The following is a 22,654-nucleotide window of genomic DNA, read 5'->3' as shown; positions in this document are numbered from 1 at the left end:
CAAATAAAATCGCATGCCGCGTCTACCGAAGAGGCATTAAGCAGCACTAAATGCCCCGGGGTGTCTGCGGCCACGCGGGCGTAGCCCCCACCTGGCCGCGGTGGCGCAGAAAATGGTCAGCCAGCACGCAGGCAACCATGGCCTCGCCCACCGGCACCGCGCGGATGCCGACACAAGGATCGTGCCGCCCTTTGGTCATGACGTCGACCTCGCGCCCGAACCGATCGACGGACTGGCGCTCGTTGAGGATTGAGGATGTTGGCTTCACCGCAAATCGGGCGACCACGGGCTGGCCGGTTGAAATGCCGCCGAGAATGCCACCGGCGTGATTGGACAGAAACGCAGGCCCGTCGTTGCCCGCGCGCATCTCGTCCGCGTTCTCCTCGCCAGATAGAGCGGCTGCCGCGAAGCCATCACCGATCTCAACGCCCTTGACGGCATTGATGCTCATCAAGGCCGCCGCGAGATCACTATCGAGCTTCCCATAGATCGGCGCGCCCAGCCCTGGAGGTACGCCTTCAGCCACAATCTCGATCACGGCCCCCACGGATGAGCCACGTTTGCGCACATCATCGAGAAAGTCGGCGAAACGCGCGGCTGCGTCCGCATCTGGGCAGAAGAAGGGATTACGACCGATCTCGTCCCAGTCCCAGCGGCTGCGGTCGATCTGGTGCGGGCCTATCTGCACAAGCGCGCCGCGCACTATGAGCCCGGGAACGACCCGCCGTGCGATAGCCCCGGCCGCGACGCGCATCGCCGTCTCGCGCGCCGAGGAGCGCCCCCCGCCGCGATAGTCGCGAATGCCATATTTGACGTCATAGGTGAAATCGGCGTGGCCAGGCCGATAGCGATCCTTGATCTCGCCATAGTCCTTGGAACGCTGGTCGACATTCTCGATGAGAAGGCCGATCGAGGTACCCGTCGTGACTAGTTCGCCTGTGGCCTCGTCAGGAAAGACACCGGAGAGAATCTTGACCGTATCCGGTTCGCGACGCTGCGTCGTGAAGCGTGATTGTCCCGGGCGGCGACGATCGAGCTCCGCCTGGATATCCGCTTCGGTCAGAGGGATGCGTGGCGGGCAACCGTCCACCACGCAGCCGATAGCCGCTCCATGGCTCTCGCCGAACGTCGTGACACGAAACAGATGGCCGAAGCTGTTGTGAGACATGGAGCCCTCTCGATCCCCGCTTCATAGCGAAGCAGGGGCCGGCGGGTCAAATGGAGGCCAAAGCCACGCTTACTTCACGGTGAGGAAGAATTCGCTGCCGCCACCGCTCTTGCCGCCGCCGTCATCGGAATCATAGGTGTAGCGATAGGAAAAGCTATCCTCGCCACGGAAACCCTTGTCGGGCGTGTACTGCACGACGAGACCCGGATAGGACTTGCCATAACAGGGGTGCTTCGGATCCCTGAAACCACGGTTGCCCACCGTGAACGCGACCTTGCCATGCGCGGGCGCTTTGGTGAGGCGCGCCTCAGGAACCGCGCCGCCGAGGCAGACCTGCTCGTAAAACACGAAGACTGCATCCACAGTGGTCGTCTTGCCAGCCGGAACGGTGCCGCGTTTCTCAGCGGCTACCGCGGCGAGCGGGGCCATCGCTGCAGCGATCAGCAACGGCGCAATCATCCAGCTTTTCACTTATTCCCCCAACTACAAACACGCATCTGCCGCTAGAGATCGCGGCGAGATCAACTAGCGTTGACTTAAGCGTGCCTTGCAGCCATCGCAAGCGTGTTTCCGCAAACCGCATGTGCATTTGGCGCATAACAAATTGGGGAGCGGCCAAGGGATTTCGGAACAATAAGCCGACCCCAGGCGATACATTCCACATGCCGATCATGGCCAAACGTGTTGAAGATCGGTGACTTGATACCCACTCATGTCGGAGCTGGCATTTCCGAAGGGACCCGGCTTTGGCAACCGCGAGGAGGAAACAGGCATGCGGATAGGATTGGCGCGGGCTCTCGCGGCTATCGGCGTTGGCGCCTTCGTGGGCGCTGGAACCTTTACGGCCGGGACCATCGCGAGCATCACCCCGGCGCAGGCGCAGTTCATCAAGCCGGTGCAAGCGCCATCGGATGTGTCACCTACGGAAGTCCAATGGCGCGGCCATGGCGGACCGAGAGGTCCACGTGGGCCCCATGTCGGGCCGCGTCCTGGTGGGCCACGTTTCGCTCCTCCTGGAGCCCGCTATCGGCCACCGCCTCCAGGGCGGTACTACGGGCGCCGCTATGGGCCCCCGCCGCGCTATTACGGTCGCCCCTACCCGGCGCCCGGTTATTACTACGGACCTGGCTACAACGCAGGCGCGGCTGCAGCAGCCGGTGCCGCTGGTCTCGCGGCTGGCGCGCTGATCGGCGGAGCGATCGCCTCGCAGCAAGCCGCGCCAACCGTTCGGGGCGACGCGGACTGGATTGCCTATTGCTCGTCCAAATACCGCTCATTCGACCCGGCGAGCGGAACGTATCTTGGCTACGACGGCAAGCGCCACGTTTGCCAATGACGTGAGTCTCGAGAAAGCAAGTGACCTGGATCAGGCCGCGAGAGCGGCCTGATGACGTTGTGCCAGGGCTGGCGCCCCCGCCGCCAACTTCGGCTCCGCCGGGGCCCCGCACCATGCGCTGTGGGCGGGGATAGCCTCGCCCTTCATGACCAAGGTAAGCGGGCCGAGCCGAGCAAAATCCCCCACCGTCGTGGCGTAGAGCACCGTCGAGCCCGCGCCGATGCTGACGCCCGTCCCGATGCGAACACAGCCCACCTTCATCACGCGATCCTCATAAAGATGAGTCTGGAGAGCAGATAGCCCGTTGATCGCGGTGAAATCCCCGACGTGCACACAATCGAACTCGGTCACATCGGTGGTGTCCATGAACACACCTTTGCCGATCTTGCAGCCGAACAGGCGCAACACCCACGGCAGGAATGGCGTTCCGCGCAGATGATCGAGCAGCACCTTTCCGGCGAGGCCCCAGTACATCACGGCGGTCGCCTCGGTGCGCATGGCCCACCATGACCACATGGGTTTAACGACCGGACGGTAGGTGCCCATCAGCGCCCATTTGACGCCGGCGACAACGAGCATCATCGCGCAGGAGATCATCACGCTCGACGCTACGAAAAGGATCACCGCCGTGCCGTAACGTCCTTCCAGCGCTGCCGGTCCGAGCACTTCGACCGCATAGGTGCCGAAGGTGATGAACAACGCCATCGGTAACGAGAGGTGGAACGCCTCGAACATTCCCCGGCCGAGGCGGCGCCAGCGCGAAGGCTCATAGGTCCACGTCGCGCCAACGTCACCAAAGGTCTGGCGAACCGGGAGCCGGATCGGCGGACTGCCGAACCAGGTATCACCCGCCGACATCGCCGCGTTTGCCGGCGGCTTGGACTTGATGCCGATCAACGCGCCTTCCGGAATGACCGCGCCGGGTGGGACCACGGCGTCGTTGCCCACAAAGACACGCGAGCCGGTCTTGATGGGACGCAAGGTCATCCATCCGTCCCGAATATCCTCATCGCCCAGCACAACCTCATCGGCGATAAAACATTTTTCGCCGATCTCCGTGAGGTCGTAACGGCCCGCGAGATTTGTCGAAATCTCCGCGTCCTTGCCGATTTTCGCCCCCATGAGCCGGTACCAGCCACGCATATAGACGGTGGCGTAGAGCGAGGAGAGCGTCTCCAGCGTGACCTCGGCGGCCAGCGCCACGGTCCATTTGCGGAGGTAAAAGCCGCTGTGGATGGAGTAGGTGCCCGGGGTGACACGGGGCAGCACGATCCACCTAAGCGCGACGATCAGCATCACCGTCACGCCTATGAGCGCCATCGCCGTTGGCCAGGCCAGGAGAGGCACGTAGTAGAGATAGTTCACATGTACGGCCGCACCGAAGATCTCGTCCAGCCGGTCGAACAGATAGAAGGCCGGAAAGATCGGCAAGAGACTGATGGGTGGCAGGACGAGAAGCGCGATGAGATGCGCAACACTATTGGCTTGACGGCGGAAAGCACTCGCGGTCGGCGGCTTGCTCAACGCAGCTGGATCGACCGCTCCGATCTGTCTGGCCGGAGATCCGTCCCAGCTTTCATTAGCGGGGATGACGGTATCTTCGCCCACGGATGACAAATCGGCCAATTCAGCGCCCGCGCCTACATGGACATTCCGGCTGAGCACGCAGGAGGTGCCGATATAAGCCCGCTCGCCGATGGTGATCTCACCAATGATCAGTTCGTTGCCGACAACCTCTGCATTCGCAAATTTGACCTTGCCGCCCGTGGACGCTCCGGCACCAATCGACAGGAGATCGACGGCGCCAACTTCGAACTCGCTGATCAGCGCATCGTCCCCGATTTTCGCGCCGAGCGCCCTCAGGTAGACCCGCATGATCGGCGAACCTTGGAACCACTTCATGTGAACGAGCGAAAGAAGGCGCTGGGTCAGCCACCAGCGGAAATAATAGATTCCCCACAGCGGATAATGGCCGGGTTTGGTGCGGCCCATCACCAGCCACTTGCCGGTGATGACGATCACCACCGTGGCAATATTAATCGCCACATAGACGCCAAGGAATGTCGAGGCATCGACCAGGAAAGGCGCATCCGCCGCCGTTATCAGCATGTAGCTCACGAACACACCGAGCCACTGCGCAGTCATCAAGGCGAGAATAAACGGCAGGACGACCGCCTGAGCGAGGCCACAGAGGAAACGGCGCAGAAGGGGTGGCGGGGTGAAGCTGAAGTCCTCTGGTGTTGGGGACGGACCCGCCGGCCCGTGGCGCATATCAAGGGCCGCCGCCATCGCGCGCAGCGTACGTTGCCCATACACGTCGTTGAGGGTGAGCCCAGCTAGTGCGGGGGTCTCGCGCACCGCCGACACGAAACGGGCAGCGATCAGGGAATGGCCGCCGAGCTCCATGAAGAAGTCGGCATCAAGCGGGATCGCCGAGTTCGGGAAGACCCGCTTTGCCGCCGCCATGAGCGTGGCCTCGGTCTCGCTCTGCGGCACGTCGTCGCGCTGCTCGGTCGGGGCCGCCAGCGGCATGGCGCGCAGGACCTTGCGGTCGATCTTGCCGGACGACATCGTCGGTAATTCCCCGACCATCTCTATATGGGAGGGCACCATGTAGGAGGGAAGGCTTGCGCCGAGCGCGAGGCGGAGACCGGCGCCAGTCATGACAGCGTCGGGCTGCTGCACGACAAACCCGACAAGGCGCTCGATATCATCATCGGTCCGCAGCACGACCGCGGCCCGGGCCACTCCCGGTTCGGCCACCAGCCGCGCCTCGATCTCGCCAAGCTCCACACGGAAGCCGCGGATCTTGACCTGATCGTCGATCCGGCCATGAAAGTGAATGCGGCCCATCTCGTCGATGCTCGCGGCGTCGCCCGAGCGGTAAAGGACCGGGTCCTTGCCGACAAAAGGGTTCGCGATGAACTTCTGCGCTGTCAGGTCCGGGCGCGCAAGATATCCTTGCGCGACACCGGGACCACCGATCAGGAGCTCGCCGGGCAGGCCCACCGGCAGCAGATTGAGCTCCTCGTCGACGATATAGCAGCTGTAGTTCGGCAACGGTCGGCCGATCGTGACCACCTCACCCGGGTGGACGTCGGCGAGCGTCGCCACCACCGTCGCTTCGGTCGGGCCATAACTGTTGACGATGCGCCGGCCGGGCGCGGACCAGCGGGTTGCGACCGACGGCGGGCAGGCTTCACCCCCGAGAATGATCAGCCTGAGGCTCGGAATATCGCGGCTGAGCATCGACAGGAGCGTGGGCACGGTGTCGAGCACCGTGACGCCGTTCTCGGCCATCACGTCCGGAAGCCGCTCGGGATCGTCCATGATCGCGCGGGTCGCGACGAAGAGGGTCGCGCCGACGAGATAGGGAACCCAGATCTCCTCCATGCTGAGGTCGAAGGCAACGGAGGCGCCTTGGAAGACGACGTCGTCCGCATTTATTCCGTAGACGTCGCTGGCCGAGCGGAGGAAATGGCAGATGTTCCGGTGGGTTATGACAATGCCCTTGGGTGTCCCCGTCGAGCCGGACGTGTAGATAAGATAGGCAGGATGATCGGGCGTCAGGCCGCGACGGCGCGGCTCTGGCGGCGCGGCATTTGCGGTGTCTGCGATTGTTGCCGCCTCCCAGACGGCGCAATCCAGCGCTTTGAGGCGCGAGTTCCAATCTGCTGAGGTCAGGACGCCTTTCGCCCTCGCGTCCGCGAGGCATACCGCGATGCGCTCGACAGGCGCATCGGCATCGAACGGCAGCCAAGCAGCCCCCGCTTTCGTGATGGCGATCTGCGCCACGAGCAGTTCGGCCCCGCGCGGCATCCAGAGACCCACCACATCACCTGGACCGCAGCCACGCGCCACCAAGCCATGAGCGATCGCGTTGGCGGCCGCCTCCACGCGGCCATAGCTCCACACCTCTGCACCATCGATGATGGCGATGCGATAGCCGCGCAAGCGCGCCGTACCGGTAAAAATGTCGCTCAGCGTCTCGTCGCGCAGGAATTCCGGTCGTTCGTCTCCAAAAAGACACGAACTCGGGAGATCGATGACTTCAGCCTTTATTTCAGGTGCATGGCTGGGCGACATATTGTTCATAGCACTTGGCCTTTTCGGAGATTAGGCGCGCGAATGCGCGTCCCGATCGCTGGAAGCGAACGCGAATACTGGTTTCCAAACTCTCGGGATTGCCGATAACTTCGCGTCGGCGGCGCCATCACCTCACATCAGTCGACCCATCACGAATCGTGACGGGCACCCATACGGACTGATCAATACAACCAGCTCGTGCATCATTCTTGAGCTCGGCCGGCTGAACACTGCATGAACGAAGTCGATCCCCGCCGTTCATCTTGGCGCAGCAAAAAGGCCGCGGAAAGTGGCGCGGCCTGCTTCATCATCACAACTCTAGAAGTCTGTCTCGCCGCCGGTCAGCTTTCCGGCGTCCAACGGGCAGCGCCGTCCTGGAAGACGAGGATACGGCCCTGCCAAATCGGCACCGTGGGCGCCTCCGCGGTAGAAAGATCGGTCAGCATCGTCAGGAGCGCGCGAGCGACACCGCCATGTGAGACCACCAGGGTGTCCCGCTTGATCTCCGCGATGAAGGGCGTCAGCCGCTCGACCGCCATAACGTAGCTCTCGCCATTGCGTGGCACATAGCCGAAGCGGTCCTTGTCCCGCGCGGCAGCGCCGACGTTGTCACGGGAGCGAACCTCCTTCCAGGTCATCCCTTCCCAGATGCCGAAGGAGACTTCCCGCAGCCGCTCGTCCCTCCGGAAATCGTTGGCGGAAAGCCCGGCTGCCACCCGCAGGCGCTCCATCGTCTCACGGGTGCGCGACAGGGGACTAGCGACATAGTCGAGTTCGGCAAACCCGGGGATCCGATCCGGCAGGAAACGACCGACCTCGTCCGCCTGGCGGCGTCCGCGGTCATTCAGCGACGTATCACGCTGCCCCTGGAGGCGTCCTTCCGCATTCCAGTCCGTCTCGCCATGGCGGACGAAGTAGATCGTCGGAGCCACGCCTCAATCCTTGCCGAGCACGATATCGGGCGCGTCGGGGTTCTTCATGCCGACGACGTGATATCCTGCATCCACGTGCGTCACCTCGCCGGTGATGCCACGCCCCATGTCGGAGAGCAGGAAGGCGGCACTTTCGCCGACCTCCTCGATGGTCACCGTGCGTCTCAGCGGTGAGTTGTACTCGTTCCACTTCAGGATATAGCGGAAGTCGCCAATTCCCGAGGCGGCGAGCGTCTTGATCGGACCGGCGGATATGGCGTTGACGCGGATGTTCTGCGGGCCGAGATCGGCCGCGAGGTAACGGACGCTGGCTTCGAGCGCCGCCTTGGCCACACCCATCACATTATAATGGGGCATCCACTTCTCAGCGCCGTAATAGGTCAGCGTCAGGATGGAGCCACCGTCCGTCATCAGCTTCTCTGCCCGCTGGGCCACGGCCGTCAGCGAGTAGCAGGAGATGAGCAGCGACTTTGTGAAATTCTCCTCGCTGGTGTCCAGGTAGCGTCCGGTCAGCTCGTCCTTGTCGGAGAAGGCGATGGCATGGACGATGAAATCGAGCTTGCCCCATTCCTTCTCGATCGCTGCGAAAACCGCGTCGATGGTCGCGCCATCGGTGACATCGCAATGGCCGGCAACGAAGGCCCCGAGTTCCGCCGCCAGCGGCTCCACGCGCTTCTTCAGAGCATCACCCTGGTACGTAAGGGCAAGTTCTGCACCATGGGCACGGGCGGCCCTGGCAATACCCCAGGCAATCGAGCGGTTGTTGGCAACCCCCATGATCAATCCGCGCTTGCCGGAAAGGATGGACGAAGTGCTTTGGGTGTTATCAGCCATGGCCATGAAACGTTGTGGATACGGAGGGCGAGGAATCAACGATCGTCGACAGAAACGCAAGGCATCATTAGCTGAGGGATGTCGGCGACGGAAGCCTTAGCGGTAGCTCCGCCGTTCACAGCGTGCCACCATCTGCAACAGTCGATCACAAATTCGCACCGAGCGCCCTCCCCTCCCATTCACCGTCCATTGTCATGCATCATCTCGGCAACAAGGATTTGTTCATAATCAAGGGGCTTGGCCTCGGACCTGTCATGCGCCTATTGCAGAGGACGTCGACCGCGAGGATGCTATAAGCCCGCGCCATAATAATTGTGCAATGCAACATCGCGTATCTCAACCATGTCTCATGCCGTAGCCGGTCGGACGTCCAACGCCGGCACCGCTCCGACGCACCAGGCTGGCGCGTCGCCCCAGTCGCTCATTGCGCTCGCGCTGGGAACTGCGGGCGTCGTCTACGGCGATATCGGCACGAGCCCCCTTTATGCTTTTCGGGAAGCCTTGGCCCATGCCGGCCCGGGCGCCCTCGAGAGCAAGGTGCTCGGCGTGCTCTCGCTTATCCTGTGGACGCTCGCCCTCGTCGTCACCGTGAAATACGTGATCGTCCTGCTGCGGGCAGACAACAACGGTGAAGGCGGGACGCTGTCCCTCGTCGCGCTGCTGCAGCATGCGAAGGGCACCCGCAGCGGTTTCGTAATCCTGCTCGGGATCACAGGCGCGGCACTGTTCTATGGCGACGCCGTGATCACGCCGGCGATTTCCGTGCTTTCGGCCGTGGAAGGTCTTAAGCTCATCACCCCGGTATTTGAGCCTTATATTCTACCGCTGACTGTCGTCCTCCTGATTGCAATCTTCGCCATTCAATATCGGGGTACGGCACGCGTCGCCGCGCTGTTCGGCCCGATCATGGTCGTCTGGTTCCTGATCCTGGCGCTGGGAGGGCTTGGCGGGCTCGTCTCAAATCCGGATGTGCTGGCCGCGCTCGATCCGCGCTTTGGCATCGCCTTCCTGGCAGATCACGGGTCGATCGGCTTCGTCACGCTCGGCGCGGTTTTCCTGGCCGTCACCGGCGCGGAAGCGCTCTATGCGGATCTCGGGCACTTCGGCCGAGCACCCATCCGGCTGACCTGGCTCGGGCTTGTCTTCCCAGCCCTCGCGCTCAACTACCTCGGGCAGGCCGCCGTCGTCCTGGACGATCCAAGCGCAGCGTCTGATCCGTTTTTCCTTCTTTTTCCAGAGTGGGCCCTCATCCCGGTCGTGGTGATGGCGACGGGCGCCACCGTCATCGCATCGCAAGCGGTGATAACAGGCGCCTTTTCCCTCAGCCGGCAAGCCATCCAGCTCGGCCTTCTTCCCCGTCTGACCATCAGCCACACCTCCGACAGCCATGCCGGACAGATCTACATGCCGCGGATCAATATGATGCTGCTCGTCGGCGTGCTCTGCGCGGTGTTCGCCTTCCGCTCCTCGGCAGGCCTCGCATCCGCCTACGGCATTGCCGTGACCGGCACGATGGTTGTCACCACCCTGCTCGCCTTCCTCGTCGTGTGGCGGGTCTGGCGCTGGAGCTTCCTCGCCACGGTCGCCCTGTTCTCACCGTTGTTCGTGCTGGACGTCACCTTCCTCTCGGCCAATCTCAGCAAGATGGGCCACGGCGGTCTTTTCCCGCTCGTCGTCAGCGCTGGCCTCATCATCGTGATGCTGACCTGGCGGCGCGGCGTGAGGGTCGTCTCTGAAAAGACCCGTCATTCCGAAGTATCGATGGAAGAGCTGGCGCGGCTCCTCGAACTCAGCCATCCGCATCGCGTCAAGGGCACCGCGGTGTTCCTGACCGGCGAGCCGGACACGGCCCCTCGCGCCTTGTTGCACAATCTCAAGCATAATAAGGTCCTGCATGAGAAGAACGTCATCCTGACGGTGACGACGTCGGATCGCCCGCGTGTTCCGGATGCGGAACGCATCGCGATTACCCCCGTCAACGACGACTTCACGCAGGTCACCATGACCTTCGGTTACGCGGAAACGCCAAACGTGCCTCAAGGCCTTGCCATCGCCCGCACGTGCGGTTGGCGCACAGACATCATGTCGACATCGTTCTTCCTGTCACGGCGCTCATTGCGCCGGGGACCGCAGTCAAAACTCCCGCGCTGGCAGGCCGCCCTCTTCATTCATCTGGCGCGCAATGCCGCCGATGCGACAGACTTCTTCCAGATCCCGACAGGACGCACCCTGGAAGTGGGTGTCCAGGTGCCACTCTAGGCGTCGACGGTCAGTTCGGGGTACGTTCCGGCGCGCTCACCTCTCCCCGCCGGGGAGAGGGAGAAACAGCAGCCTTCTCACATCAGATGGAGACAGGAGCGTCCGCTCAATCGGCCGCCTGCTCTGCGGCGGCGCGGCGCTTGCGCATCAGGCTCTCGAGCTCAAGATCCGGCTCCTTCGGCAGCTCGATGTCGATCGTGACGATCAGATCGCCCGCTCCATCCTTTGTCGGAAGGCCCTTGCCGCGCAGGCGGAAGTTACGCCCTCCGCTCGAACGCGGCGGGATCGTCATGTCGACAGCGCCCTGCAGGGTGGGCACGCGCACCGTCGCCCCCAGCACCGCGTCCTCCAGCGTGACCGGCAGGCGCGTGCGCAGGGTCGTCCCATCCACCTTGAAGCGCTCATGGGGCGCAATATGGACGGTCAGCAACGCATCGCCCGGCTCGCCACCGAACGGGCTCTGCTCGCCGAGGCCCTTCAGGCGAATGACCTTGCCGTCCGTAATGCCCTTGGGAATTGTGACCTCGATTTCGCGGCTCGGCGGAAGGAGGATGCGGCGCTTGGCGCCGGATACAGCATCTTCCAGCGACACAGTCAGGCTTGCGGCGACGTCCTGGCCGCGTGGCGGGCGGCGTGTCCGCTGACCGCCAGTCGCGCCGGAGCGCGCAGCCTCCCCAAACAGATCCGCAAAGATATCCTGCGGATCGAAGCCACCGGTCGAGCGCCGGAATCCATGACCGCCGCCGGTCGAGAAATTGAAGTTCTCGAAGCCACCGTCATGCGGTCCCGCGCCGAACCCTTCGAAGCCCTGGAAGCGGGGCTTGCCCTCGGCGTCGATCTCGCCACGGTCGAACTGCGCACGCTTCTCGCTGTCGCTCAAGAGATCGTAAGCCGCCGTGAGTTCGGAGAATTTCTCCTGCGCCTTCGGGTCGCTCTTGTTGCGATCAGGATGATACGTCTTCGCCAGGCGCCGAAACGCCTTCTTTATGTCTGCCTCGGTCGCCGATTTGCTGAGCCCGAGAATATCATAAGGGTCGCGCATGGGTCCTCACTGCCGTGCAACCTGAAAGGCTGGCACCGGCCCCCATATGGGGCGATTGTTGCACAAATGCAACGCGTCTTACGCGCCCGAATGGCTTTATGTCCGCTTTTTTGCGGGCCCGGCCTCAACGACCGACCATTCTCCTCCCGATGGACGGCACGCCTTACCTTGCAGCTTTCGCGTACCGGTCTGCAAGACGAGATCGGCAAAAAAATCGCGGCAGACGTCGTCGCCGTGCACATAGGGCTGGCCCGCGGGTACAAAGCTGCCAGACAGGGCGGTCTCCGGATTGCTCCAGGGTGCCTCCTCACCGTTGCCGATCGGGTCGAGCGCAACGCCCATCGCGCTCTTCGCGCGGCGCCAGTCCTCCGCGGTGAGTTCCGGCGACAGGGGCGACGGTTGCTGGGCTACAGTGGGCACGGAGGCTGTCACGTCATCATCGTCCATCAGACCAGCGACGGGGAAGGACAGGCTGCAGCCGCCGGCGATCAATGAAAAAGCGATGGCACCGAACACCAGTACAGAACGCCTTATAGTCTGCCTTGCGTCACTGCGCTTGCTATTGTCCTTATAATCCAGCACTGACAGACTGCGCATAACGCGCCCTTCCACGCACTTCACATCCAAAGGAATTTAGGCTTTGGAACCGTTAATTAGCCGTGACTTTTCAGGCGACAACGACCCTTTCCAGCTCTTTTCATCCTGGCTGAGGGACGCGGAAGCAGGCGAGCCGAATGATCCCAACGCAATGGCGCTTGCGACCGTTGACAGCGACGGTTTGCCTGATCTCAGGATGGTGCTGTTGAAGGGTCACGACGACAACGGTTTTGTCTTTTACACCAACGAGGAGAGTGCCAAGGGCCGCGAGCTCACGGCCAATCCGCGCGCGGCGCTGCTCTTCCACTGGAAAAGCCTGCGGCGCCAAGTGCGTGTGCGCGGCCCCGTGGAGGTCGTCTCGGATGCTGAGTCGGACGAATATTTCGCATCGAGGCCCCGCGGCAGCCAAATCGGCGCCTGGGCGTCGAAGCAGTCTCAACCCCTTGAAAGCCGCTTCGCGCTTGAAAAGGCCGTCGCGAGCTTTACGGCAAAATTCGGCCTTGGCGCGGTTCCCCGGCCTCCTCACTGGCATGGCTTCCGGATTGTGCCCACCGCCATCGAATTCTGGCACGATCGGCCGTTCCGCCTGCATGACCGCATCCGGTTTTCCCGCAGCACCAAAGACGCGCCTTGGGCCAAGGACCGGCTTTATCCCTGAGCCGCGGCGGCGACACACCGCCGGGCCGCGCTATGCAGGTCCTGAGGCGGAAGGCCTCATGGTCTGACGGTGGCCTCCGCTGCCGATATCGCGCATTCTATGATTGAGCAGACTAGCAGCGGCCGCCACGGCCGGCAGGCGAGCAAAGAGCGATGTCCCAGATGTCCAACCAAACGCGGCGCATCATGCTGCTGACCGGCGCCAGTCGCGGCATCGGTCACGCTACCGTCAAGCGCTTCTCGGCCGCCGGGTGGCGTGTCATCACCTGCTCGCGCCACGGCTTTCCCGAGCAATGCCCTTGGGAAATGGGACCTGAGGATCACATTCAGGTCGATCTTGCCGATGTCGACAATACTGCCGCCGCGATCGCCGAGATCCGTAACCGTCTCAAAGCCGAGGGCGGTGTTCTGCACGCTCTCGTCAACAACGCGGCGATCTCGCCCAAGGGCGAAGGCGGCAGCCGGCTTGGTGCTCTCGAAACTTCAATCGGCGATTGGCAGCGGGTTTTTCGGGTGAATTTCTTTGCTCCGATCATGCTGGCACGCGGGCTCGCCGATGAACTGGCCCGCGCCCGCGGGTCGGTCGTGAACGTCACGTCGATCGCGGGCAGCCGTGTTCACCCGTTCGCGGGTTCAGCCTACGCGACATCAAAGGCGGCCCTCGCGGCGCTGACGCGGGAAATGGCGGCCGACTTCGGCCCCCTCGGCATTCGTGTCAACGCAATATCGCCCGGGGAAATAGACACGTCGATCCTGTCGCCGGGCACCGAGAAACTCATCGGTCAAATTCCGATGCGCCGGCTCGGCACGCCGGACGAAGTGGCCAAAGCCATCTATTTTCTGTGTACGGAGGCATCGTCCTATGTGGCCGGCGCTGAATTGCACATCAACGGCGGCCAGCACGTCTGAGGACGGGCTGTCCATGCAAGGGATCGCGCGATGACCGCATCCCTCGGTGATCCAGGTTCAGGCCGGGGCAACGGGCGGCTTTATCCAGCCGCTCCCCGGCTCGCGGCGAGCGTTGCCGTATTCCGCGGCGGCAAGGTCTTGCTCGCTTCGCGGCGATATCCGCCAATGGCAGACGTCTGGAGCCTGCCGGGCGGTCACGTGGAACTTGGCGAAACCCTGGAGGCCGCCGCGCTGCGGGAGCTTGCGGAGGAAGTCGGCATTACGGCTACAATTCTCGGCTTTGCGGGCCATGCCGAGGTCATTGAGCGCGATAGCGCGGGCGTGAAACGCCATTTCGTCGTGGCGGCCTTTGCGGCAAGCTGGCTGAGCGGTGAAGCCGCCGCGATTGCGGAAGTCGCTGCGGTGGAATGGGTTAATCCGTATGATCTCGGGAAACGGGCGGTCACGCCCGGGCTGCCCGACATCGTGGCTCGCGCCGCTCTCATTATTGAACGTGGCGCACCGCTTGCGGCGCGTCGTGACGAGTCCCTTTGAAACGCCAGGTTCGAGGCTAGATCGAGTGCACGGACGTCATGCGCCATCCTTTCTTCAGCTGATGCCCCGGCTCCAAGGCAGATCGGGCAGCTATCGCCCTGCTGCAGTTGTCGCGACAGCCCTTCTCATCGCTCTGCCGACGCCTGCCGCCCTGGCGATAAGCCGGAATGACGGTCCGTTGTTCAGCACGGCCAAGCCAGAATCCGCGCTTGCCGCCAACAGTGCTCCCGCCGCACGGGACAAGAACGCGCAGGACCAGGGCGCTGGCAAGAGCGGCGCGTCCTCAGCCCCGGCAGAGACCCCCACGTCCTCACCGGAGGAGCGACCTCTCTACGAGGGGCAGATGCTGCGGCTGGCCGAGGTGCTGGGTGCCCTCTCCTTTCTACGCAATCTGTGCGGCGCCAATGATGCCCCGCAATGGTATGAGAAGATGCGCGCGCTGATTGACGCCGAGGCGAGCACGGCCGCAGAGCGTGAACGCTTAGCCGGATCATACAACCGCGGCTTCAACGGTTACGCCCTCACATACCGGCGCTGCAACGCGTCAGCACAGGCGGCCATCACGCGTTTCCTGGACGAGGGAGCGCGCCTTGCGACGACGATCAGCTCGCGTTTTGGCGGCTGAAAGACGTCATTTTTCCGGTCCCAAAGCTGCCCGACTGTCGTTTTTCTGCATCAGGGTAAACATGTTTGCGGCGCGCCCGCCGATTTCCTGTGTGTCGTTAACTGCCTCGCAACAACTGGCTGGCGCCGGCAGCGCTTCCTGCGTAATCTCGAATCCGTTGCGTTTTTCCCTCTTCAGGACCCATCGGTTTACGCATGGACGATTCTCAGCCCCATCTCGATATGACGGACACGAGCGAGGAAAAGCGGGCTGCCCTGGCTTATCTCAGCGAGGCCTTTGCGGAGGCGCAGCTCGACGGTCTCGACGGTGACTGCGTGGCGCACGCTGCCCTGTTCACGGCGTTCCACGAGCTGGTCACGACTTACGGCGAAGAAGCCGTTGCCCGATTCGCAGAGAATCTGCCAACCCGGATCCGTGGCGGCGGGTTCACGAGCGGCTTGAGGCACTAGAGGCTGCGGGGAAGTAGAACGCCTTCTTCCGAAGCTTGAGGTTGCCGATCGCTAGACCTATGTGTCAGCGACCATGCCGGTTCACCGGGTGGTGCTCGTCGGTCAAGCGCAGTCGCGGAAGGAGTTCATCATGCCGTCAGCCCTTCTGGCGGATCGCGGCGTCATCCGCATCTCCGGCGCCGATGCTCTCGATTTCCTGCAGAATATCCTGACCTGCCGTTTGGACGATCTCGAGCCAAACGTCGGCCGACTCGGGGCTCTGCTCTCTCCCCAGGGCAAGATTCTGTTTGACGGCCTGTTTACGCCAGCTCCAGAGGGCGGCTTCTTCCTCGATACGGCGCAGGCTGGAATCGCCGATTTCCTCAAGCGCCTCACGCTTTACAAACTGCGTAGCAAGGTTCTCCTCGAAGATCTTTCGGAGACGCTCGCCGTCGCGGCCGGCTGGGATAGCGCGGAGGAGCCGGTCGGCACTCTGATCGCCTACGATGACACCCGGGCGCCTGGTCTCGGCCGCCGCTTCATCGGCGAGCGCGAGGCTTACAGGAACGCGGGTCTTCCAGACGCCGCTGCTTATCATGCCCATCGAATCGCCACCGGTGTCCCGGAAGGCGGGCAGGATTTCGCGTTCGGCGATGCCTTCCCCCACGAGGCAATGATGGACCAGATGGGCGGCGTGGTTTTCGACAAAGGCTGTTATATCGGCCAGGAAGTCGTTTCGCGGATGCATCATCGGGGGATCGCGCGGACGCGCATCGTGGTTGCGACCTTTGCGGACGGCGAAGCGCCAGCGGGGCAAACCTCGGTGGAAGCGGGCGGCAAGCTGGTCGGCCATCTCGGGTCGCATGCGGGTCCTGTCGCGCTCGCGATGCTCAGGCTCGACCGGGTGGTCGACGCACAAGCGGCTGGCCTGCCGCTGCTGGCGGACGGACGGCCGCTGACGGTGGCGTTGCCGGCCTACGCCCGCGTGTCCTTCCCCACGACTGCCGCAAACGGGGGGACGCCGTCATGAATCACAGCACGAACACGACGGTGCCCATTGGTCTCGTCGACCATCCTGACGGCAAGCGGCGCTGCTGGTGGCCGGGGTTCGACCCCCTTTATGTCACCTACCATGATACCGAATGGGGGGTGCCCGAGTTCGACGACCGGGCGCTGTTCGAGAAGCTTATTCTTGACGGCTTTCAGGCAGGATTGTCATGGATCACGATCCTCCGGCGCCGCGAGGGCTTCCGCGAGGCCTTCGCGGGCTTTGAGCCGGAGGTGATCGTTCGCTTCGACGAAGCCAAGCGCGCCGCGCTGATGGCGGACACTCGCATCATCCGCAACCGGGCCAAGATCGAGGGCACGGTGAAGAGCGCGCGGGCCTGGCTCGACATCATGGAAAACGGTGGTTTTGCGCGCTTTCTGTGGGATATCGCCGGGGGTCGGCCACACCAGAGCAATTTGCGCTCGCGCGACGAGGTGCAGGCGGAGACGGAGACCTCGCGCCGGATGTCAAAAGCCCTGAAGGCGGCGGGCTTCACCTTTTGTGGTCCCACCATAACCTATGCCTTCATGCAGGCGGTCGGGATGGTCAATGACCATTTGGTGGGCTGCTATCGCCACGCCGAGTGTGCAGCCCTTGCCGACCAGATGCCCGAGGGCTTCCGTTAGTGGCCACTATGGGCTCCTCGTCATGAACAGGACAGGCAGCAAGGCGACCCGCGCCTGGCAGCGGATGCTGTCCGGCAGGCGGCTCGACCTCCTCGACCCGTCACCCCTCGATATCGAGATCGAGGACATCGCGCACGGGCTCGCGCGCGTTGCCCGCTGGAACGGCCAAACCAGCGGGCCACATATCTATTCCGTCGCCCAGCACTCGCTCCTGGTGGAGGCCATCGCCTGCCATATGGTTTCGCCCAAGACAGCCGCTGCGGCGCAGTGGCAGCTCGGCGTGCTGCTGCACGATGCCGCCGAATATGTCATCGGGGATATGATCTCGCCCTTCAAGACGGTCATGGGCGGCACCTATCGCGAAGTGGAAGCACGCCTCATGGCCGCTGTTCACCTCCGCTTCGGGCTACCTGCGACCCTGCGCTCTGACGTGCGCGATCTCACCAAGCGGGCCGACCAGCAGGCGGCCTTTCTCGAAGCGACACAGCTTGCAGGCTTCGATCGCGCTGAAGCATTGAAATTCTTCGGCCGGCCCGCAGCCTTGCCCCAGTCCGTCTTCTCCTATCTCACGCCCTGGAGCGCCGACGAGGCGAAGGCGCGTTTCCTCACACGTTTCGAGGCCGTGAGCGCAACGAGCCGCCTCTCGCCCCATAGCGGGAGCGTCGCGACTTCTGATTGAAACGAAAGCGCGGCTTTATAGAAGCGTGCATCGCCTCTTAACCCCATGGTGCTAAATCAATTCCTTCTAGAGATCTGACCGCACACACGAATCGCCTTATGGTCGCACCCTGACATGCTTAGAATGTGACCAGTTTGGATCGACCCATGCCTGCCATCCACGTTTGCCCCTTGTCTCGCCTCTCGGAGACCGTGGCAGCCTCCTCTGCCAGTCATCTCATTTCGCTGACGAGCGGCGATATCACCACGGCGACACCGGACGCCATCGCCGCGGACCATCATCTCAGCATCCGCATGAGTGACATCGTCGCGCCACTTGATGGCCACGTGCTCCCGGATGTCGAGCACGTGGATGCATTGCTTGCCTTCGTCCACAACTGGCCACGCGAACACCCGCTCGTCATTCATTGCTTCGCGGGGATCAGCCGCTCCACAGCGGCGGCGCTTGTATCGTTCTGTGCCCTGAACGCGAATCAAGATGCCGCGGAGGCAGCCAACGTCTTGCGTCTCGCCTCGCCTTCCGCGACGCCCAATATCCGCTTCATCGAGGTGGCCGACGCGCGGCTCGGCTACGAAGGACAGCTTGTCGCCGCCACCCATGCCATCGGTCGCGGCTGCGACGCCTTCGAGGGCGAGCCTTTCGCCCTCCCGCTGCATAACGCCTAAGCGAAGCGAGGCATGGAGCCGGCCGCCCAGTCACCACCAACAGCCATCGAGATCGGTCTCGCGGCCGCGATCGTTGTGGTCAAGGGCGATGTGCCACAGATCCTCGTCGCGCGCGGCGGCGACGCGACGCCGGGCCTGCCGTTCGGCGTCTTCGATCCATTGGCGCATCGCACCTTCGAAATCGGGCTCAGGGCCTGGGTGAAAGAGCAGACCGGCTTCAGCCTGGGCTATGTGGAACAACTCTACACCTTCGGTGATCGTGGCCGGCATGCCCGGCGCGGCGACGGCGAGCCGCACGAGGTGTCGGTGGGCTATCTGGCGCTGACCCGGCTTGGCGCGGAGGCGAGTGAGGTGCCAACGACCGCACGTCTCCTGCCCTGGTACCACTTCTTTCCATGGGAGGACTGGCGTAGCGGCAAGCCCGAATGCCTCGCCGCGATCCTGCCCGCTCTCGACGAATGGGCTGCCGATGTCATTGCCGACAGGGAAGACATCGAACGGCGCGGCTTGTCCCGCCGCGAACGGCTCAAACTCAGCTTCGGCACGGCGAGCATCCCCTGGGACGAGGAAAAGGCGCTCGACCGCTATGAACTGCTTTACGAGGCAGGCCTCGTCGGCGAGGCGTTGCGCGACGGGCGGCCGAGCGCCGAAGCGCGCCAGAGCTTGCCGCCGGCCGGCGAGATGATGCGCTTCGACCACCGCCGGATTCTCGCCACCGCCATCAGCCGGCTGCGCGCCAAGCTGAAGTACCGACCGCTCATTTTCGAGCTGATGCCCCCGACTTTCACGCTTACCGCCTTGCAGCGCACCGTGGAGGCCATTGCCGGGCGGCATCTCCACAAGCAGAACTTCCGACGCTTCGTGGAAGGCACCGCGCTCGTCGAGCCCACGGGCGATATGGCACCCACAGCCGGGCGCCCTGCCGCCGTGTTCCGCTTCCGCCGCGAAGTGCTGCAGGAAAGGCCTTCTCTCGGCCTACGTCTCGGCGGGCGAGGCTAACCCGGGGCAGGACAGCATGATCGAGATCGCGGGTTAAAGGTAGAACGAAGCCATGGAATGGGTACTGCTCGCGCTCCTGATACTGGCCTTGCCGATCATGACGATCGCCAGTTTTATAATGGCCTTGAACCTCAAGCAGCGCACGCGCCTGCTCGAGGAGAAGGTCCAGGGCCTGGAGCAGGCTCTGGCTCTCGGCGAAGGGCCTGCGCAGGCGCCCCTATCGCCCGGCTCGACGCCGGAAGAGCCGGAGCGGCCCGCCGACGAAATAGCCCAGGCGCCGGACGAGGTGGCGGATGCGGTCCCGCCTGAGCCCGCCCTTGAGCCTGAGGGGCCGGAATGGCCACAGGCCGCCCGTGCGGACGCCGCCGACACGGCCGGCTCCGTGCCGGCGCCACCGCAGCCCGGCCTGGAGGAGCGGCTCGGCTCGCGCTGGGCTGTGTGGGTTGGCGGCATCGCACTGGCGCTCGGTGGCTTCCTGCTTGTGCGTTTCTCCGTCGAACAGGGCTATTTCGGCCCGGGCGTCCGCGTCACGGGAGCCGCCCTTCTCGCGCTCGCGCTGATCGCGGTCGGCGAATGGTTCCGCAGGCGTGAACGCGCGGAGGGCTTTGCGGGTATTCCCTCGGCCCATGTACCCAGCGTGCTGACCGCCGCCGGGACCGCGTCGGCGTTCGCCACGGTCTATGCATCCTATGCGCTCTACGACTTCATTAGTCCTGCGACCGCATTCGTGCTGCTCGGCCTCGTATCGCTGGCGACGCTGACAGCCTCGGTGCTGCATGGGCCGGCGCTGGCGGCTCTCGGGCTTCTTGCGGCTCTCGTATCGCCGCTGCTCGTCTCCACGGACGAGCCCAAGCCGTGGGCGCTGGTGATTTACCTCCTCTTCCCGGTTGCCGCCTCGTACGCTCTTGCGCGTCTGCGCCTGTGGAAGTGGCTCGCGGTCTCGGCCACGCTAGGCGCTGCGCTCTGGGGCGCCTTCCTCGTGCTCGTCTTCTCGGCCGGGCACGCGCCGGCCCTCCTGACGCATATCATCCTCCAAGCCTTGCTTGCCGTCTTGCTTCTCGTCGCGGATCCGAACCGCGGGGTGGAAGACGAGAGCGCCTACCCAGATAAGCTTGGCCTCGGGGTGCTGATCGTCTTCGCGGGTTTGTCGGGGCTTGCGATGACGGTGTCGCTCGACAGCGGCACCCGCGCGCTCTTCGGTGGGATCATGGTCGCCCTTTACATGGCGACCGCGGTCCGGATCGCGCCGGCCGCCGGCGCCGCCGCGCTCGCCGCGGCCATCGCCGGCGCCGGGCTCTTCTTCTGGCCTGTTGCCAGGGAAGCCCTCGCCGAACCGCAGAACGTGCTGCCGGGCGGCGCGGGCAGCGTGCCCATGCCAGAGACCTTGAGCCTTTATCTCACCTTCGCCGTCGGCAGTGGCGCGGCCGTGGCGCTGGCGAGCCTCTGGCGTATCCTTCGTGGAGCACGCCTGCCTTTCTTGACAATCGCCTGCTATGCGGGCGCTGCGACTGTCGGGCCGCTCGCCCTTCTCGTCGTCGCCTATTGGCGTGTCGCCGGTTTCGACAAGAGCATTCCTTTCGCGCTCGTCGCGGCAGCCCTTGGTCTTGCCGCCACATATGCCGCGCGCCTGACGCGCACGCGGGAGGGGGAAGCGCCGGTCCTGGCGCTCGGCACAGGCGCTTTCGCTTCCGCCGCCGTCGCGGCGCTTGCGCTCGGCCTCACTTTCGCGCTCGACAAGGGCATGCTGACAGTCAGCTTCGCGCTCGCGGCGCTGGGCACGGCCTGGGTTGGCTGGCTCTGCCGGATCCCAGCCCTGCGCTACGTCGTCGGCGCGATCGGCGCCCTTGTCCTCGGCCGCGTCATCTGGGACCCTGCCATCGCAGGCAGCGATCTCGGCACCACGCCGATCCTGAACTGGCTGCTCTGGGGCTATGGTGTGCCGGCGGTCAGCTTTGGCCTCGCGGCGGTTATCCTAGCGAGGCATCGCCGGGACGCCATCACGCAGCTCTGCGAAAGCCTCTCGATCGTCTTCGCGGCGCTACTCGTTTTCTTCCAGATCCGCCATGCGCTCAGTGGCGGTGACATCCTGCGGGAATCCTCCAGCCTGATCGAGGCGGGGCTGATGGTGACTTCGAGCCTCCTGTTTTCACTCGTGATGGTGCGCTTCGATACGCGCCGGAGAGATCCGGTCTATCGCATCGCTTCGCTGGCTTTCGGCGCCTTCTCGCTGGCCATATCCTTCGGTTCCCTGGCTTTCATCGACAACCCAGCCTTTTCGGGCGATGCCGTTCCGGGTGGCGCGATCTTCAACGGGCTTCTTCTCGGTTATCTCATCCCGGCGATCGCCGCCTTTGCAGTGGCCTGGTATGCGCGGCCGAGCCGACCAATGTGGTACGTATATACCGCGGCAGGGCTCGGCCTCTTTCTGCATCTGCTTTATATGCTGCTGGAAATCCGCCGGTTGTTCCAGGGCCCCGTGCTCAGTATTTGGCGGGTGACCAGCGAAACGGAGCTCTGGGTCTATTCGCTGGCGCTTCTCGCGATGGGCGTACTGTTGCTCGCTATCGGGCTTTTGTGGCGGCTTCGTCTCGCCCGGCTCCTGTCCGGGGCCTATATCCTTGCTGCCGTGCTGAAGGTGTTCCTTGTCGACATGGCGAACCTCGAAGGCGCGCTCCGGGCATTGTCCTTCATCGGACTGGGGCTTGTTCTGGTCGGCATCGGCCTTGCCTATCAAAAGCTTCTCCTGAGGACCAGGCCTCACATCCCCGTGCCAAGGACAGAGCCGCCCACGCCGCCGCAATAATGCCGCGTGGAACGGCGACAAGGTGGAAGGGCTCCAAGCTTGCAACTTGGGGGGTAAACGGGCGATAACGCGCACCATGACCAAAGAAGTTTCTAAGGACCCATCTCCTCGCGCTGCGAACCAGCCCGACCTGGCCGCTCTCCCCTTCGAGCGGGCGCTGGCTGAGTTAGAGCAGATCGTCGCGCGTCTCGAACGCGGCGATGTGGCACTTGAGGAATCGCTCGCCATCTATGAGCGCGGCGAGGCTCTGAAGGCTCACTGCGAGGCTTTGCTGAGGCGCGCCGAGCAGCGCATCGAGAAAATAACCCTGTCGTCCGATGGTCGGGCGGTCGGGACAGAGCCGCTCGACATCGAGACATAAAAAGCCGCCCGACCGGATCGCCCTCCATTCCAGCCGGGCGGGTCGATCTCTTTTTTGCGTGAGGAC

21 protein-coding genes are annotated in these 22,654 nt (G+C 63.7%); 14 read left to right on the top strand and 7 right to left on the bottom strand.

The features are described 5' to 3' along the window. Window positions 1-46: 46 nt before the first annotated feature. Window positions 47-1,168 carry a chorismate synthase gene (aroC, locus tag KIO76_RS13825; RefSeq protein WP_213323804.1) on the bottom strand — a complete coding sequence of 374 codons (1,122 nt, stop codon included), beginning with the start codon at window positions 1,166-1,168 and terminating at the stop codon, window positions 47-49. Window positions 1,169-1,237: 69 nt separating this feature from the next. Then, window positions 1,238-1,627: a hypothetical protein gene (locus tag KIO76_RS13820; protein WP_213323803.1), complete on the bottom strand. Its 390-nt coding sequence runs from the start codon at window positions 1,625-1,627 to the stop codon at window positions 1,238-1,240. A gap of 253 nt (window positions 1,628-1,880) precedes the next feature. Between KIO76_RS13820 and KIO76_RS31600 the strand changes: the two genes are divergently transcribed. Further along, entirely contained in the window at window positions 1,881-2,504 is a 624-nt protein-coding gene (locus tag KIO76_RS31600; RefSeq protein ID WP_349629385.1) for a BA14K family protein, read from the top strand. Between the two features lie 30 nt (window positions 2,505-2,534). Here the strand turns inward: KIO76_RS31600 and KIO76_RS13810 are convergent, their stop codons facing one another. The 3 genes from KIO76_RS13810 to fabI all read right to left on the bottom strand — a co-directional run bounded on the left by KIO76_RS13810 (window position 2,535) and on the right by fabI (window position 8,356). Further along, a complete protein-coding gene (locus tag KIO76_RS13810; RefSeq protein WP_213325261.1) occupies window positions 2,535-6,590 on the bottom strand; it encodes a Pls/PosA family non-ribosomal peptide synthetase in 4,056 nt (1,351 codons plus the stop codon). Window positions 6,591-6,931: 341 nt separating this feature from the next. Next, on the bottom strand, window positions 6,932-7,522 hold the full coding sequence (locus KIO76_RS13805) for a histidine phosphatase family protein (RefSeq protein ID WP_213323802.1): 591 nt from the start codon (window positions 7,520-7,522) through the stop codon (window positions 6,932-6,934). Between the two features lie 3 nt (window positions 7,523-7,525). Beyond that, a complete protein-coding gene (gene fabI / locus KIO76_RS13800) occupies window positions 7,526-8,356 on the bottom strand; it encodes an enoyl-ACP reductase FabI (protein ID WP_213323801.1) in 831 nt (276 codons plus the stop codon). A gap of 342 nt (window positions 8,357-8,698) precedes the next feature. Here fabI and KIO76_RS13795 point away from each other — a divergent pair, with 342 nt between their 5' ends. Next, window positions 8,699-10,615, top strand: a complete 1,917-nt coding sequence (locus tag KIO76_RS13795; protein WP_213323800.1) for a potassium transporter Kup — start codon at window positions 8,699-8,701, stop codon at window positions 10,613-10,615. Between the two features lie 106 nt (window positions 10,616-10,721). Here KIO76_RS13795 and KIO76_RS13790 read toward each other — a convergent pair whose 3' ends face one another. Then, window positions 10,722-11,657, bottom strand: a complete 936-nt coding sequence (locus tag KIO76_RS13790) for a DnaJ C-terminal domain-containing protein (protein ID WP_213323799.1) — start codon at window positions 11,655-11,657, stop codon at window positions 10,722-10,724. A 96-nt stretch (window positions 11,658-11,753) separates the two neighbouring features. Beyond that, window positions 11,754-12,254, bottom strand: a complete 501-nt coding sequence (locus KIO76_RS13785; RefSeq protein ID WP_213323798.1) for an RT0821/Lpp0805 family surface protein — start codon at window positions 12,252-12,254, stop codon at window positions 11,754-11,756. Window positions 12,255-12,297: 43 nt separating this feature from the next. Between KIO76_RS13785 and pdxH the strand changes: the two genes are divergently transcribed. From pdxH to KIO76_RS13725, 12 genes are all read left to right on the top strand, one after another. Further along, window positions 12,298-12,912 (top strand): pyridoxamine 5'-phosphate oxidase, encoded by a 615-nt coding sequence (pdxH, locus tag KIO76_RS13780; protein ID WP_213323797.1) that lies wholly within the window; start codon window positions 12,298-12,300, stop codon window positions 12,910-12,912. Between the two features lie 152 nt (window positions 12,913-13,064). Next, window positions 13,065-13,820 carry an SDR family NAD(P)-dependent oxidoreductase gene (locus KIO76_RS13775; RefSeq protein WP_213323796.1) on the top strand — a complete coding sequence of 252 codons (756 nt, stop codon included), beginning with the start codon at window positions 13,065-13,067 and terminating at the stop codon, window positions 13,818-13,820. 30 nt (window positions 13,821-13,850) lie between these two features. Continuing rightward, entirely contained in the window at window positions 13,851-14,354 is a 504-nt protein-coding gene (locus KIO76_RS13770; protein ID WP_213323795.1) for an NUDIX hydrolase, read from the top strand. A gap of 61 nt (window positions 14,355-14,415) precedes the next feature. Then, window positions 14,416-14,979, top strand: coding sequence for a TIGR02301 family protein (locus KIO76_RS13765; RefSeq protein WP_213323794.1), 564 nt, complete (start codon window positions 14,416-14,418; stop codon window positions 14,977-14,979). 194 nt (window positions 14,980-15,173) lie between these two features. Beyond that, a complete protein-coding gene (locus tag KIO76_RS13760) occupies window positions 15,174-15,428 on the top strand; it encodes a hypothetical protein (protein WP_213323793.1) in 255 nt (84 codons plus the stop codon). A 130-nt stretch (window positions 15,429-15,558) separates the two neighbouring features. Beyond that, a complete protein-coding gene (ygfZ, locus tag KIO76_RS13755) occupies window positions 15,559-16,437 on the top strand; it encodes a CAF17-like 4Fe-4S cluster assembly/insertion protein YgfZ (protein ID WP_213323792.1) in 879 nt (292 codons plus the stop codon). Further along, the gene (locus tag KIO76_RS13750) at window positions 16,434-17,081 is read left to right on the top strand and encodes a DNA-3-methyladenine glycosylase I (protein ID WP_213323791.1); all 648 of its coding nucleotides are present in this window, start codon (window positions 16,434-16,436) and stop codon (window positions 17,079-17,081) included. The genes ygfZ and KIO76_RS13750 overlap by 4 nt, the downstream gene beginning before the upstream one ends. A 22-nt stretch (window positions 17,082-17,103) precedes the next feature. Next, window positions 17,104-17,760 (top strand): YfbR-like 5'-deoxynucleotidase, encoded by a 657-nt coding sequence (locus KIO76_RS13745; protein WP_213323790.1) that lies wholly within the window; start codon window positions 17,104-17,106, stop codon window positions 17,758-17,760. 146 nt (window positions 17,761-17,906) lie between these two features. Continuing rightward, window positions 17,907-18,425, top strand: a complete 519-nt coding sequence (locus tag KIO76_RS13740) for a tyrosine phosphatase family protein (RefSeq protein ID WP_213323789.1) — start codon at window positions 17,907-17,909, stop codon at window positions 18,423-18,425. A 12-nt stretch (window positions 18,426-18,437) separates the two neighbouring features. Then, window positions 18,438-19,424: an NUDIX hydrolase gene (locus KIO76_RS13735; RefSeq protein WP_213323788.1), complete on the top strand. Its 987-nt coding sequence runs from the start codon at window positions 18,438-18,440 to the stop codon at window positions 19,422-19,424. A gap of 52 nt (window positions 19,425-19,476) precedes the next feature. Next, window positions 19,477-22,227 carry a DUF2339 domain-containing protein gene (locus KIO76_RS13730; RefSeq protein WP_213323787.1) on the top strand — a complete coding sequence of 917 codons (2,751 nt, stop codon included), beginning with the start codon at window positions 19,477-19,479 and terminating at the stop codon, window positions 22,225-22,227. Window positions 22,228-22,303: 76 nt separating this feature from the next. Beyond that, window positions 22,304-22,588 carry an exodeoxyribonuclease VII small subunit gene (locus KIO76_RS13725; protein WP_213323786.1) on the top strand — a complete coding sequence of 95 codons (285 nt, stop codon included), beginning with the start codon at window positions 22,304-22,306 and terminating at the stop codon, window positions 22,586-22,588. Window positions 22,589-22,654 lie beyond the last annotated feature (66 nt).

This window comes from Chelatococcus sp. YT9, assembly GCF_018398315.1.
Lineage (GTDB): Bacteria > Pseudomonadota > Alphaproteobacteria > Rhizobiales > Beijerinckiaceae > Chelatococcus.
This window is presented reverse-complemented; position numbering and strand designations above follow the sequence as displayed.